This is a genomic window from Mesorhizobium sp. M0185, assembly GCF_040322175.1.
Classification (GTDB): Bacteria; Pseudomonadota; Alphaproteobacteria; order Rhizobiales; family Rhizobiaceae; genus Mesorhizobium.
Map to the genome: position 1 here is coordinate 49971 of NZ_JAMYSY010000025.1, position 13971 is coordinate 63941.

The 13971-nt window shown below is 59.6% G+C and carries 14 protein-coding genes and 3 pseudogenes; 5 read left to right on the plus strand and 12 right to left on the minus strand.

The genetic code is table 11. The annotated features are described in order from the left end of the window. Positions 1-218: 218 nt before the first annotated feature. Positions 219-407, minus strand: coding sequence for a hypothetical protein (locus NKJ20_RS20015; protein WP_023718729.1), 189 nt, complete (start codon positions 405-407; stop codon positions 219-221). 455 nt (positions 408-862) lie between these two features. Here NKJ20_RS20015 and NKJ20_RS20020 point away from each other — a divergent pair, with 455 nt between their 5' ends. The 3 genes from NKJ20_RS20020 to NKJ20_RS20030 all read left to right on the plus strand — a co-directional run bounded on the left by NKJ20_RS20020 (position 863) and on the right by NKJ20_RS20030 (position 2896). Beyond that, positions 863-1216 carry a hypothetical protein gene (locus NKJ20_RS20020; RefSeq protein ID WP_352746279.1) on the plus strand — a complete coding sequence of 118 codons (354 nt, stop codon included), beginning with the start codon at positions 863-865 and terminating at the stop codon, positions 1214-1216. A gap of 554 nt (positions 1217-1770) precedes the next feature. Next, positions 1771-1905, plus strand: coding sequence for a hypothetical protein (locus NKJ20_RS20025; RefSeq protein WP_352746281.1), 135 nt, complete (start codon positions 1771-1773; stop codon positions 1903-1905). A gap of 760 nt (positions 1906-2665) precedes the next feature. Then, positions 2666-2896 (plus strand): hypothetical protein, encoded by a 231-nt coding sequence (locus tag NKJ20_RS20030; protein WP_352746282.1) that lies wholly within the window; start codon positions 2666-2668, stop codon positions 2894-2896. A gap of 159 nt (positions 2897-3055) precedes the next feature. Here the strand turns inward: NKJ20_RS20030 and istB are convergent, their stop codons facing one another. The 9 genes and pseudogenes from istB to NKJ20_RS20080 form a co-directional block, all read right to left on the minus strand. Beyond that, entirely contained in the window at positions 3056-3784 is a 729-nt protein-coding gene (istB, locus tag NKJ20_RS20035; RefSeq protein ID WP_027038551.1) for an IS21-like element helper ATPase IstB, read from the minus strand. Then, positions 3717-5283, minus strand: a pseudogene (istA, locus tag NKJ20_RS20040) (IS21 family transposase). Before istA ends, istB begins: the two are co-directional and overlap by 68 nt. A 404-nt stretch (positions 5284-5687) precedes the next feature. Next, positions 5688-7349 (minus strand): annotated as a pseudogene (locus tag NKJ20_RS34170) (DNA polymerase/3'-5' exonuclease PolX). A gap of 108 nt (positions 7350-7457) precedes the next feature. Beyond that, on the minus strand, positions 7458-7583 hold the full coding sequence (locus NKJ20_RS20055) for a hypothetical protein (protein WP_352549760.1): 126 nt from the start codon (positions 7581-7583) through the stop codon (positions 7458-7460). A gap of 750 nt (positions 7584-8333) precedes the next feature. Next, positions 8334-8579: a DUF982 domain-containing protein gene (locus tag NKJ20_RS20060; RefSeq protein WP_352746289.1), complete on the minus strand. Its 246-nt coding sequence runs from the start codon at positions 8577-8579 to the stop codon at positions 8334-8336. A 229-nt stretch (positions 8580-8808) separates the two neighbouring features. Further along, positions 8809-9054, minus strand: coding sequence for a DUF982 domain-containing protein (locus NKJ20_RS20065; protein ID WP_352746291.1), 246 nt, complete (start codon positions 9052-9054; stop codon positions 8809-8811). 184 nt (positions 9055-9238) lie between these two features. After that, positions 9239-9457 carry a hypothetical protein gene (locus tag NKJ20_RS20070; protein ID WP_352746294.1) on the minus strand — a complete coding sequence of 73 codons (219 nt, stop codon included), beginning with the start codon at positions 9455-9457 and terminating at the stop codon, positions 9239-9241. Positions 9458-9731: 274 nt separating this feature from the next. Continuing rightward, complete coding sequence (locus NKJ20_RS20075) at positions 9732-9959, minus strand: hypothetical protein (protein WP_352746296.1); 228 nt, start codon at positions 9957-9959, stop codon at positions 9732-9734. Between the two features lie 589 nt (positions 9960-10548). Then, positions 10549-10815, minus strand: a complete 267-nt coding sequence (locus NKJ20_RS20080) for a hypothetical protein (RefSeq protein ID WP_352746299.1) — start codon at positions 10813-10815, stop codon at positions 10549-10551. A gap of 101 nt (positions 10816-10916) precedes the next feature. Here NKJ20_RS20080 and NKJ20_RS20085 point away from each other — a divergent pair, with 101 nt between their 5' ends. Continuing rightward, positions 10917-11258 carry a hypothetical protein gene (locus NKJ20_RS20085; RefSeq protein ID WP_352746301.1) on the plus strand — a complete coding sequence of 114 codons (342 nt, stop codon included), beginning with the start codon at positions 10917-10919 and terminating at the stop codon, positions 11256-11258. Between the two features lie 201 nt (positions 11259-11459). On the opposite strand, the pseudogene NKJ20_RS20090 reads toward NKJ20_RS20085, so the two are convergent. Then, a pseudogene (locus NKJ20_RS20090) lies at positions 11460-11657 on the minus strand (transposase); the annotation flags it as partial. Positions 11658-11732: 75 nt separating this feature from the next. On the opposite strand from NKJ20_RS20090, the gene NKJ20_RS20095 reads away from it, so the two are divergent. Beyond that, positions 11733-11984 carry a DUF6074 family protein gene (locus NKJ20_RS20095; RefSeq protein ID WP_352457909.1) on the plus strand — a complete coding sequence of 84 codons (252 nt, stop codon included), beginning with the start codon at positions 11733-11735 and terminating at the stop codon, positions 11982-11984. Positions 11985-12349: 365 nt separating this feature from the next. Here the strand turns inward: NKJ20_RS20095 and NKJ20_RS20100 are convergent, their stop codons facing one another. Then, entirely contained in the window at positions 12350-13864 is a 1515-nt protein-coding gene (locus NKJ20_RS20100) for a T6SS phospholipase effector Tle1-like catalytic domain-containing protein (protein ID WP_352746304.1), read from the minus strand. Positions 13865-13971 lie beyond the last annotated feature (107 nt).

The window sequence follows — 13971 nt, forward strand, 5'->3', positions numbered from 1 at the left end:
CTCACTTGGCAAGCCCAACCCCCCGCATCCCCCCGCCTGGTGCAAAGCGTTTGATCGGTCCCGCCGTTCTGGCAGTGCGGCGGGACTTTTTGCGGTCCAGGTGGAACATCGGCGCGCGGGGAAGGCGCGGTGCACGCAGCACCCTTTTCTCATCCAACGTACGTCGCTGGCGCTGAAGGGTCTCAACGTCGGTTTGCCGCCGGAGCTCAACTAGTGGACTATTGCTCGACCGGAAGCGGCTCGTGCTGCGGCTCAGCGTGGTGGAACACCTGTCCAAGATCGCGCGCGTCGAACGTTTGGCCGCAGACTGGGCAGTAGATAAAGTGCTTCGATTCGTCCTCTACCGGCCCGTCATGCGGCCTGCCCTTATAGCCTGTGGCGATGTTGTCGGTTCTAATCCGGGGCATCGACAAGTGCCTTCGGTCGTTTTGGCGGCCGATATTTCTCGCTTGTCACGGTCGACCGTGACTAGTGGCCCGAGGTCGATCGTCGCGGTGTCCTCGTCGATGCGCGTGACCTCGCCTTTCAGGTCAATTTGCTGGCCTCGGTTCACCTTGGTGTGGTCGATGATGGAATGTGGGAACTCGTAACCTGGGATAGAGACGCTTACGCGGTCCTCTGTTATCCGCCTTCGAACCGTGGCAGTAATCGCCACTTGGTCACCAATGCCTATTCCCCGAGCCATGCCATGGATTCTGGTGCGGGCAGTGTCTTCTTCAAGAGGCTTCTAATATACGCCCGGCATCCTAAGGCTGACCTACGACCAGAGTTACAAAAGTTGAACTTCATCGGGGAACACTCCTTCTGTCTGCCTGTTCGATTTGGCCAGGCGCATCCCGCGCATTCAGAAAGGAGAAAGAAGATGAAACGCATCCTTTTGGCTTCGGCCGTGCTGGCGCTGTCGGCCGGGCTTTCCTTTGCCCAGACGACGAGCGGAACTTCGAGCGGAACCTCGACGAGCGGAACCTCGACCACGACAACCATGCCCAGCACGACGGATCAGGGCGCCGGCACGACAAGCAGCGGCACCAACATGTCCGGCGATCAAGGCACCGACACGACCACGACCAGCGGCACCACAAATCCGAACTCGGCCAGAGACTGCGCGCCCGGCCAGCAGACTGGCAGCGCTCAGCAGGCGGCGCCAGGTCAGCAGGACACGACAGCCAACACCGCCGCGCCGGGCCAGGTGAAAAAGACCGACCAAGGTTGCTGATTGGCACATCGGCAAAGGTTGGAATCACCAGCGTGTTGCTGGCCAGTCTCCCCCGACCACCGCCTGAACTCAACTCGGCTGGCGAGCAAGTTGCCGCCAGCCGAGCATCAGTCCAGGAACGTTTGCGCTTGCTTGTGCTTTCAGTGGGGCACGCCTAGCTTCTGTTTGCTTTCGGTCAGATAGCGTCGCTGGCGTCTTCGGACTACCGGTGAAGCAAGTCCGATGTGCGCCTATCGCGACCCCGCTTCACCTGCCGTCCAGCCGTTCGCGCATTCGCGATGTCGCTCTCGGCAACAGGCGGCGCGCGCGGCCAGGACGTGTCGCATGTGCGCGCTGTCGAAGGAGGCGCCCAGCAACATTGCGCGTGAAGGCACGCGGGCATCCGATCGATCGTTAACCTTTCTCTGCAATGAGCGCCTTGTCGCCTCCGGCTCTTACGCATTATGGAGATCACATGTTGGTCCCGGCACCCGATGCCGGGAGCAGGTCTGCTTCGGAGCGTCGTGACAGAACTGGGCGACATGGTTGCGGTGGAGTAGGCGCCGTCGCCCTGGATGAACAACAACCTGTCGCATGTGGTGGATGCGTTATCGAAGCTTTCGGTTGGTCACGGCCGCGACCGCATCGACAACGACCGCAACGGCATCAAGTCGTTGCTGAAAGCCCGCAAGTTATCTGTCAAGACATAGCGTGCCGGCGAAGATCCGCCCTCGCGACAGGGATTCGTCAAGCCGATCGGTCGGCAACGCGACCGGCCAGATGAGCGAGAGCTTACCCTCGGTGCTGGTCTCGACCCGGCTCGTATAGAGGCCTGAAGGGACATCTCCAAACGATCATCGACGGTCGTCGATCACTGCCGACTACGAGTCGAGGTCGTATGGCTCGTGGCCTAGCTCGTTGTGATGAAGCGCCTCTGCCATACACCTGATGTCGAACGCTTGGCCGCACGCCGGCCAGAGGACGAAATACTCCTCCTCACGAAGTGGCGATGCATCGTGGTTTTGGGGGATGACGATGTCATTGTATTCGTCGGGGATTGGGTCCTCCGGCAACGCCGCCCGTCATGCTGGAACGCCTGCCGGCAGGATTTGTTTCAAAGTTACTGCGCTTAAGAAGAGGGCCGGAACGGGTGAAGCACAATGTCGGTAAGCGCAAGGCGACGGCGCCCGAAACTCATCACGTGAGCTGAACGACTGCTTTTGCCAACTCGATGCTCGAAACCTGCCGATCTGCTTAGGCCGGTTCCGGACATTCGTGACCGGCCTCATAAGTCATAAGAAGCGCCCACCACCTACGGGACTCAAGCCGACATTCCCCGAGCCTTTCGCCAGGCACGGACTCTTTGCCAACCGCACATTTGAAGCCTATGCTTCCCACATCGGCCGCCAGCGCGTCGGACGCAGCCGACAGTAAGAGGTACGTGCTCTTGCCCGCATGGGAGAGAGAGCCATGCCCCAATCCCTTCTTCGCAACCATGTATTGAAAACCCTCTCCTCGGAGGATTTCGCGCTTTTGAGGCCGTCACTGCATCACGTCGAACTCAACATCAAAGACCAGCTGGAAGTCTCTTATCAGCCGATCGAGCGTGTGTATTTTCCAGAGATGGGCATCGCGTCGGTGGTCGCTACGATGACCGGAGGGCGGCAAAGCGAGGCGGCATCGTCGGCCACGACGGCATGACAGGAGTGTCAAACGGCTTCCAAAACTGACCCCCGATCGGCGTCCAATTTTGACCCCCCCTTATGTAATGCGCGGCGGTCAGCGTTCGCCCGGGCGGAGCTGGTCAGGGTTGCGCAGCCCGGGCGAGCGCGGATGGCGCTTGGCAGCTTGATGGGGTGATCAGGCGCGGTTCTTGAAGCGCCAGGATTCGTTTCCGGTCTCGATGATCTCGCAATGATGGGTGAGACGGTCGAGCAGCGCTGTCGTCATCTTGGCGTCGCCGAAGACGGCGGGCCATTCGCCGAACGCCAGGTTCGTGGTGACGATAATGGAGGTGCGCTCGTAGAGCCTGCTGATCAGGTGGAAGAGCAATTGCCCGCCGGCTTGCGCGAACGGGAGATACCCGAGTTCATCGAGCACGACGAAGTCGAGCCGGGTGAGGTAATCGGCGATACGGCCCTGCTTGCCGCCGCGGTGCTCGGTCTCGAGCCGGTTGACGAGATCGACGACGTTGAAGAAGCGGCCACGTGAGCCGTTGCGGATCAGGGCGCGGGCAATGGCGATTGCGAGATGCGACTTGCCGGTTCCGGTGCCGCCGATGAGCACGGCGTTGCGCTGGTCGGCGACGAAGGTGCCGTTGGCAAGGTCCCGGACCAGCACCTCGTTGACCGGCGTGCCGTCGAAGTCGAACTCATCGATGTCCTTGGCTATCGGCAGCTTGGCGACAGTGAGCTGGTATTTGATGGAGCGGGCCTGCTTCTCGGCGATCTCGGCCGACAGCAGATCGCCGACGATCCTCGGCGGCTCGTGCTGGCGCTTGATGCCTGTCGCCATGACCTCGTCATAGGCGCCGCGCATTCCGTAGAGCTTCAGCGTCCCCATTAGTTCCAGAACCTGCGTGCGTTCCATCAGCTTGCCCTCCTGAGGCTGTCGTAGCGGGCGCAGTCGGCAACCGGCTCGTGTTGCAGGCGAAGAGCGTCCGGGGTGAGAATGGTGACGGCCGGCGCCGGATCGCGCCGCCGGGCCAGGATGTTGATGATGACGGCGGCGGAGCAGACGTTCTGGTCGAGCGCTTCCTGGCAGGCGGCCTCCACGGCATCGATGCCGTCGGTCAACACCGTGGCCAGGATCGACACCATCTGCCGATCGCCGTCGTGCGCCGCCTTCAATCTGCGTCGGATACGCTCCATCGCCGAGGGCAGAACCCAGCCCTGGAAGGGCGCACCGTTGCGCAGTGCACCGGGCTTGCGGGCAAGGACCGGCATGTAATGCCAGGGATCGTAGATCGTGTCGCCGCGCCCGAAGGAGCGGGCATGCTCGGCGACGACCACGCCGTCCTGGCGGATGACGATCTTGCCGGCATAGGCATGGATCTCGACCGGGCGGCCGACGGCCGTCGACAGAACCGAGTATTTGTTGTTGTCGAAGCGCACCGTGCAGGTCTTCGACACCGAGGCCGGCACCGTATGGAACCCGTCGAAGGAACCGCGGTATTCAACCAGCTTGCCACGCTCCTCATCGAACACGTTCCAGATCGTTCGTTCCGGCTGTTCGATGTGACGATGCGCCTTGGCGTAGGCGACGCACTTGTCATGCAGCCAGGCGTTCAGCTCCTCATAGGTCTTGAAGCGCAGCCTGGGCGTGAAGAAGCGCTCGCGCACCAGCCCGACCTGGTTCTCGACCTGACCCTTCTCCCAGCCCGATGCCGGCGTGCAGGCGACCGGCTGCACCAGATAATGGCTGCACATCTGCAGGAAGCGGCGATTGTATTGGCGGTCCTTGCCAACGAAGATCGTTTCCACCGCCGTCTTCATGTTGTCGTAGATGCCGCGCGTGCAGGCGCCGCCGAAGAAGGCGAAGGCCCGGTCGTGGGCGTCGAACACCATCTCCTGCGTCTCCCGCGGATAGGCCCTGACGAACATCATGCGGCTGTGGCAGAGCCGGACATGGGCGACCTTCACGGTCACTGTCACGCCGTTGATCAGGACGATCTCGTGGCTCCAGTCGAACTGGTAGGCCTCGCCCGGCGCGAAGAACAGCGGCACATAGGCGTCCGCCATCGCCGACCCCTGCGCCTTCGCCCAGCTCTTCGCGTATCGGCGGACGGCATCATAGCCTCCCTCGTAGCCGAGGCTGCAAAGCTCTTCGTAAATCCGGATCAGTGTCAGTTGCTCGCGCGCCGCCTTACCGCGGTTGCCATTCAAAAAACCGTCAAGCTGATCCTGCCACGGACCGATCTTCGGCTTGGGCTGCCGCTCGCGTTCGTAGGAGAACGATGTCTCATCGGACCTGAGTATCTTGCGGACGGTGTTCCGCGACACATGCAGTTCGCGGCAAATCCGCTTGAGCGACCATCCCTGCACATGGAAGGCGCGCCGAACCCGGGCAATCGTATCCACCGACTTCATCCCCACACCATCCGCTCGCTACGACGAGCTGATGGTCGCAAATCAAAGCATCAGGGGGGTCAAAATTGGACGCCGATTCCCCGGCTTATGGGGTCAATTTTGCACGCCGATTCACAGGCGGGCAAGGAACATCACGTTTCACGTGTTCGACCCGCAGCACGTGGAGGATGTGCTTGACCGCGACCTGGTTACGGTCTGGCGCGAACAGGACGCAGCGACAGCTGCAGACAATAGGCGGCGAGCCGCGGGCAAGGCCGCTATGAAACGTGCGCAAAGAAGCGGTCGCGGAACTGCAGCTTCAGCTGGTTATGGCCCCGATGAGAACGCGCACTCCAGTTTGCGCGGCTGGGAAGATTTTGAGAATGAGGGACTCCTGCGCTGATAGGCCGGACAGCACAAGCAGGTTAAAGCGTTTGCCTGCGCCGTGCGAGATGCGCAAGGAGGGCCGTCAAACGCATCGCGTTCAGGACCCGCTTCGCAGGAACACCGCCCTTGCGCGCCATCTCGACACCCCAATGCATGTGGTCGAGCTCGCGGACCGAATGAGCGTCCGGATTGATGCTGAAGGTGCAGCCCCGATCGAGTGCCTTTTGATGCCAGCGCCAGTCGAGGTCGAGTCGCCACGGATGTGCGTTGATTTCGACAGCGACGCCGTGTTTCGCACACGCTTTGAGGACTTTGTCGACGTCGAGATCATAACCGGGCCGGCGCAACAGCTGGCGACCGGTCATGTGCCCGATGATTGTCGTCCGGGGATTTCCGATCGCCTCAATGATACGCTCCGTCTGTTCCTTCTTGGGCAACTTGAAGCGGCTGTGCACGCTCGCGACGACGAAATCGAACTGCTCCAAGATATGATTCGGGTAATCGAGCGAGCCATCCGCCAGGATGTCGGCCTCGATGCCCTTCAGTATGCGAAATTTTCCATTGTATGCCTTGTTCAGCCGGTCGGCTTCGCGGTGCTGTTCAGCAATCTCCTGCAACGAAAGGCCGCCTGCGTAGTGAGCGGACTGCGAATGATCGGCGACACCATAGTATTCGAAACCGCGCTTGCGCGTGGCTTCAGCCATTGCCTCAAGCGTTTCGGTGCCGTCGGATGCGGTCGTGTGAGAATGCAGGATGCCATGCAGATCTTCATCCCGAATGAGGGCGGGTAGCTTCTGCTTTGCCGCTCGCTCAATCTCGTCCCTGCCTTCGCGCAATTCAGGCTCGATAAACTGCAGGTCTAGAGCTTGGTAGATTTCTTCTTCTGTCGCTTACGCGATCAGCTTTCTCCCGCGATGAAGCCCGTCGGCGTTTAGGGTGAACCCCTTGTCGGCCGCGAACCTCTTCAGTTGCTCAAGGTGGTCTGCCGAACCGGTTGCTTCGAGCAGGCTCGCGCCAAAGTGCTTGCTGTCCGTGACAACAAGCCTGAGGGTCGTATCCTCGATACCAGTCGACTTTCTGCCCTGCGCTACCAAAGCGAAATCAGAAACGAGCTCGCAACCGCGCCGGAAGTCACCTGCAATTTCGACGCGCGAAAACTCTGGATGCTCTTGCTTCACCGATATGACCGCATGTTCCAGAAGAGCGGCGGCCTTGTGCAGGTGAAGTTGCGTTTCGCCGCTTCGCACGATGGCCAGGTTCTGCAGGAGCTTTGTCTGGAGCGCGGCGCCGAGGCCTTTGACTGGGCGTATGCGGTCTTCTCGTGCTGCGGCCTCGAGCTCCGCCAGCGAGTTCACGCCGAGCGCCTGATGAAGCCTCAGTATCTTATCAGGACGAAGCCCGGGTATGGCAAACAGCTCCATCACGCCCGCTGGAACATCCTCGCGCAGCTTTTCAAGGCTCGGGTGCGTGCCGGTTTGGTAAAGCTTGGTCACGATGTCTGCGATCGCGTCACCGATCCCCGGGATCTTGGTGAGGGCGCCGGCGGCGATGATCCGGTCAAGCGGCTGCGACAGCGCCGTCAGACTGTCTGCCGCGCGCAAGTATGCCTTTATGCGATAGGGATTGTCGCCGCGCATAGACGCCCGTTGTGCGTATTCCTTCAAAAGACTGGCGACGGTCCTCGGATCGATCTTTGCCATGGCTTCAGCCAAACGAGGCCGATCTCCGCAGGTTCCGATCAGGCCAGGCCATGAACGCCGCGTTGCCGTTTAAATCCCGGCTTTACTGCCTCCTTCCTGCGTCGGCCGCTACAGATCGGGCAAGGATTGGTCAGCGCGACCCCGCCCCAGCGATTCAAGGATAGCGCGGAACTGAAAGGCAGCGGCGCGGACGGCCTCAAAATCGAGGCCTTCATCGGGGTCGAGGTCGAACACGAGGCGGTCGGCCTTTTCGACATCTGTATCCGGTTTCTCACATCGGCTTCAGAAGCCTGACATTCCGGTTCCGGTCCCCTTACCTCGACGTAGACGCCAAGTACCTCGCCCAGAGCAAGCTCCGATGCCAGTTTCAAGAAGTGCAAAATGGCCCATAAATGCGCCGACCAGAGAGAACGCTCTCGGATCGGGGTCTATTTCGAGCAGTGCGGCCTTGGTCAGCATTCGGACAGCCTAGCGGGTCCGTCCCAACATAGCCATGGGCACCGGCCTGCTACTCACGGAACACCCCCTCCTCCTTGGCAGCAGCCTCGAAAGCCTGAGGGACCTCCTGTCGGCGCACAGTTGCACAGCCTTCCTCCAGTTAGGTCCCATCTTGGCCCACTTCATGAGTTCCTCGGCGGCACCCTCGACGTTGTTGCACCCGTAGGTCACCCCAGGTCGGTCGGTCTTGACGTACACCGGAGGGGAGAACCAATGGGTTGCCACGACAACTCCTACTCAGGGGAGAGATACACGTTGGCCTCCCTTAGCGGCAGCCTCAAAGGCCTTTCGTATTATGTGGGGGTCAATCGAATCGCCCTCCAAGGCTGACAGGCAGAGGATCACCGCTTGTGCCAGCGAGGCCCTCGCCGGGTCCACATGTTGAGCTGCTCAAGGGCTCCTTCGCATTGTTGCAGCCATGCCTGACACCGGTTTCAGTCTTCACGAACACCGGAGGGACGAACCAATGGGTTGCCATGATACCTCCTACTCAGGGGAGAGATGCATGTTGGCCTCCTTGGCAGCCGCCTCAAAGGCTTCACGGACCTCTTGGAGGGAGGCTTTGCCCTCGAACGCATCGACGCAGGATTGGACCGCCTTGGTCCACTTCGGGCCCTTTGTGTCCCATCCCATGAGCTCCTCGGCGGCTCCCTCGACGTGGCTGACCCCATGGCGAATGCCCGGACGTTTCGTCTTCACGTAGACCGGGGGAGCGAACCAGAGAGGACCCATAAGGGGGAACTTAGAGCGGCAAGAGCCCGCCGACCAACCCCGCTTTAGCCGCAGCTAAGGGAACGATGTAGGCCCTCGCGGGTTTAGAAGTTGCAGTGGTCCTTCTCGGATGTGCAGCCGCTGTGGCGGGGTCCGTCGCCTCTCCCTCACCGGCGGCGGGCTCCTTTCGCGAAGGCGGTGTTGGTAATAGACACCTAGAAGCTTATGCCGCATCCAATTTAGCTAGTTGTCACATTGGGGGGAGCAATGTCCCCTCCTCTTTTGCAGCAGCCAGGAATGCCTTGCGGGCCTCCTCAGCTTCCATCTCGTCGAAAATCACGGCCATGCAAACGCGCACCGCGAGGTCCCAGCAAGGGCCACGCTTGGTCCATTTCATCAGCTCCTCGCCGGCTTTCTCGGCGTTGTTGACGTTGCGGATGATCCCGGGACGCTCGGTCTTGACCGGGACCGGAGGGTTGAACCAGTGGAGAGCCATGCGGTCACTCTTTGTCGGCCCGATCAAGTTCCTCCAGCAAATACTTTTGCTCAGCCCAGTTCCCGTTCTACAGGCAGATTTAGCAGCTTGCGAAGGTAATTGCGGATTACCTCTGACTATTGAAAATGGCTCAGGACGGCGCGCTTCCGTTGCGATGCCACGAGTGACTGAAGTTGGCTGACAGCTACTCTTGGGCGTCGAAAGCCACGCAGAGGCCCATGGCAGTTGCTGCCTCGACGATTGCCTCGGTTAGTTCTTCGTCGGAGGCCACCAAATAAGGCGCAGTCTCCCGAGCTTCGCGTAGCGCCGCTTTGATCGAGACCGTGTCGCGACGGTCCACCCTATTGAGGAGTACTGTGATTGCTTGCTCTAGAAGCGGACCTACCCTTTGCGCGACGCTCATCCAGCCCTCCCCAGGGACACGCCGAAGGAGACTCTACTCACTTCCTGACCGACATCAACGCCATGTAACAACCGTACAAATTGGCACGGTGCTAGGCCGCGACAGTCAGGAATCTTTGTAGAATTGCTGTGGTGGGGATCGGACACCAGCTCGCGAAGACCCTCATGCTCCTCCTCGATCCTATTGACGCGCCTCGAGCCGCCTTTCTCCCACAATCCCAGGTCGGTCTGTCCTGACGTACACCGCAGGCGAGAACCAATGGGTTGCCATGAGGCTATTCGCGAAGATCGAACCCGACGAACAGGCCAAAGGCTGGGGCAACATTGACAATAAGCTCCACCAGCTCGCAGTCAGTTTCCGCCAGATGTGGCCGGTCTCGGCGCACCGCTGCAATAGTCTCTTTGACGGAGATGATTTGGCCGCGACGGGCTTGTAGGATCAGCTCGTGAACAAGGTGTTTGGCAGTCACCTTGTCGGGTCGGCAGTTCGTCCAAATGTTCATACAAGGCCTCCCACCTCAGGGAGAACTCAAGGGAACATTCATTATCCTCTGTCGAGAAAAATCAAGAAGAATGTTTGATAACTTCTGAGTGGGAATCAGGGGGACAAGCCACGAAGCGAGCCTCTATACTCTTTGAGCTGACGCTCAGCCAGCCGGCTAGGGACCTTCTTCCGTCGGCCCCTGTTTGGCCCCATCAATAGCCGCAAGTAACGACTGTAGGGTTGGCGGCAGTTCTGGTTCGACCTCCAGATTTAAGAACGTTTGTACGTGATGACGATAGCCTTCGGAACGGATCAGTTTCCGAAACGCTTCGGAGACAGACTGATGGTCTGCTTTGTTGCTCGTTGTCATGTTCGGGAGGTCCGTCCCAATCAGCCGCAACTCGCCCGCAACGAATGGGTTCGATCAGGAGGTCGGAATATTTGGTAGAAATTTCTGAGCGGGAGATCGGATAACTGGCTCGCGCGAAGACCCCCCGTGCCCCCTTCGTTTGCCGCAGCATTAACCTCGCTCTTTGAACTGAAATTCGGTCTATCTAGCGTCGGCGTTGCACATCGTGAACGTTGGAATGCTTCTGTCCAATGTTTGCTCACGCTGTGATGCCAACGGGCAGGCTCTTGCGGCAGGGTGCCGCAAGGCGAATGAAACGCCGGCCCAGTTCAACCCGCGCGACGTCCTTCAAAGCTGGGGGATCGATCTTCACCAAGCGGTCTGCGGCCTCGACCGCAGTTCGTATCCTGCTGCACAGCGCGAGATTTTCCGCCAGCATTTCTTCAGTGCGTTGAAGCGCGAGCTCGGTCCGGTGGATGCGCTGCCTGGCATTGGCAACTTCCGATGTCAAAAGATCGGCCGCCATCCCGTGGCCGTGGGGTTCCATAGTGTCCATGGGTTTCTAATACATGGGGGGCGATATCGTTCCCTGATGTCGGGCGAAACGGCGGGCCGCAGAAAAGCGCGATGGGCCGAATGACCAATGCGCGCCGTGTCAAAACAGCGCCGGCAACAGGCGAACGGCTTCGGCCGCTCTACATCCCACGGGCAGAGGCGATCACGGTCCAGAGGGCCATTGATCTGTTCAGGCACGACTACAACGTAAGCGAAGACACACTCAGGCGGCTGGTGATCAAGCACCGTCTTCACAACCAGACAATGCCCGGTGCTCCGTGGAGAATAAGCGCTCCCGGTTTGGCTATGGCGCTCGCCGGCGATGATGACGCGCTTGCGCGGTTGAGGCGGGACGATCGCGAGCATCCGGACGTAACCCGGTATTTCAAGCGGCTCGGCATCCCGCGACCCTGACCTGTTATCAAAAGTTATGGTCGCGGCGACTGTCTAAAATAGACATTAAGTAGATGTCGCGGCCCGACAGGGCTCCACACAAGAGCGAACCGTTGCTGCCTTGCGCATCGCCCTCTAGGCCGCCGGCGTCGAGTTCATCCCGGAGAACGGCAGCCGCGCCGGCGTGAGGCTCCGCAAACCTTAGGCCGTAGACTCGTTACTGCGCAGCCACACACCTGCTTTTCGCCATCGGACGAAGCGGTTGCAACAGGTGGTGCGCGGGCCATAGCGCTGAGGCAGGTCGCGCCATGGAGCACCGGAGCGCAGCACCCAGAAGATGCCGTTCAGCACGCGCCGATCATCAACACGTGGCACACCTCTTGGCTTGTTGGGTAGACGCTTTATTCCATTGCTGACCATTGTCCAAAAGCGCTGTTAACCAAATTTTCTCACCCGCCAATGCTTATTCGCGCGACTGAAGGGGTGAGGTGATCGATGTGTGATTCAAACATAAGCGCGTTTCCGCTGCATCGGCGGCGGAAGTTGGTCGAAGGGATCGCCCGGGTCCTGGAATCCAAGAACGGGAAGGACGCGAACGCCTTCTGGCGCAACACCGCCAAGGCAATTCTCGTTCAACTGTCCGAATCAGGAATTGCACCCGGGGTCGCCGAACAGGAAGTTGGAACGCTTCTTCATGCTGTCTTGGGCGATATCGCCACCCGCAGTGCTGCGAAACTTGCACAATAGCATCGGCTCACGATGAAGGATTGCCGCATAGAGACGCCCCGGGCTCCGCAAGCGTAGCACCACTGCATCCGTCAAACGCAGGTTTCTCACTGCGGATGAAAAGATAGGCGCGTTCGTCGAAATCATGCGCGCGAATGTGCTCTCGGGCGAGATACGGCTCCGCCTCGCCTGTCCGGCGGTCATCGACCAAATCGAGGTAGGCGATGCGGAAACCCGCATTCACGGAAGGCCGACGGACCTTTTCCACGAGCTGAACCCGCAAAACCAATGAGCCGCCGTTGAGTTCCGCACTGCCAATTATGCGACTTTCGAAGCACAAATGGGGAACGAGCCTCTACGCCGCCGTACACCCCGCTTCGCATATTCTATTCATAGTAGGCGTGAAATTTCTCGTGATTCCGCAAGGCCTCAGGACGATAGGAACCGGACCCAGCGCATTGCGGAACCTGTAGGAGTTGGAATCGCTCTTCTACGGTAGGATGGACAGGAGCTTCCGGATTGATTTCCCGGGTTTTGGTCTTCCATCCAAGGCGGCTTGTAAGCGGGCGCAGCCAGTGGGGAATGCGAGCTTCAAGCACATCCTGCGTGCCCGCAACTTCGCAATGCTGCAGGGCGTCAGCTCTCGGGAAGAGATGGAGAGGTGTCCCATTTTCAGGCGTCTGCGGCAGGCGTTTGCCGTCGACAATCACCGGCCCCATCTTAAGATCGTCGGGCAGTCCCACCACCTCTTCGATCATCCATTGCAAGGCAATGTCGGAGAGCCGTGATTCACTCTCCGGGTAACTGCCACCGATATCGGAGTGGTTCCCGGCGAACCACAACTGTTTGAACGTACGGACGCCGTTCCGCTCCTCCGGCATGTCCCTTGTTGGACCCCAACCCACGCGAGTAAAGTCTTCTCTCGTTTCATCGATGGCATTCGCGGAACGCGCATATCCCACAAATCGGCTTAGCAGGCGGTCGAAGTTCTCCCCCTTCCATTCTGCAAGGTGAGAGGATTTGTCACCGGGATTCGGGAAGTCGCGTATGACTTTTTTGATTGATTTGCGCTGTTGCCAAGTAATCAGAACGACGCCTGCAACCGCTGCCAACCCGACAAATGCCAGCACCGAAAACCAGAAGGTGAAGCCGAAAAGAGAAAGTATGCCGGCCACTATAAGCGCAGGCGCTAACGCAAGTGCTGCTGCGAGCAAAGCAGCGCCGACAGCCAGAAAAATCTTGATACCGATCGCAAGAAGGCCTTTGACGCCAAGAGCCGCTACGGTATCAAACACGCCGATGAAGTATGGTGATGCGTTGGAGCGGTGGACCTCACCAGATTCATGATCGGCGCCGTATTGGGCTCGAAACCGTCGTGCAAGCTCGAGCCTTTCTTCGTCAAACTTCGCACGTGGGTGCCCTGCCCCGTGTTCCAGCACAGTGTAAACTGCGCTGCTGGCGATATCGCGGACCGCCTTCCTGAAGCGGGGGACTGGCTGATCGCCATTGCGGCTGGGTATTCCGCAGAGCATCAGCAGGTTGGCCACGCTCCGCACCGTGTACGCTCCCCTGCTGAAGCCGAACAAGAAGATCCTGTCGCCAGGTTCATAGTGATTGATCAGGAATTCATAGCAATCGACGATGTTGGTCGTTATTCCGCGGCCGGACACGGAAGCTAACGTCTTTTGTACCCATCGCACTGCGCTCGTGAAGCCCGTTGCCGTGGTTTCGGTCCCGAGGCCAGGATCATAGAACGCTGCCTGCTCGTGAGGATCGATCGATGTTTCTGGCCCTACCCTGCAAACTCGGTACATCTTGTAGATGTTGCTCAGGCGCTGCTCGACCCGAATACCCCCCTCCTGACCGGTACCGTCGGAAAAGATGACGATGTTTTTTGCCATGGGCCGCTCCTCTTAAGGACAACATATCCGCATAGTCCTCCGGTGTTTCCTAAAGTCGATGTGATCCACAATATTCATCTGAATCGAGGCCGCTTCTCTCGAGCGGC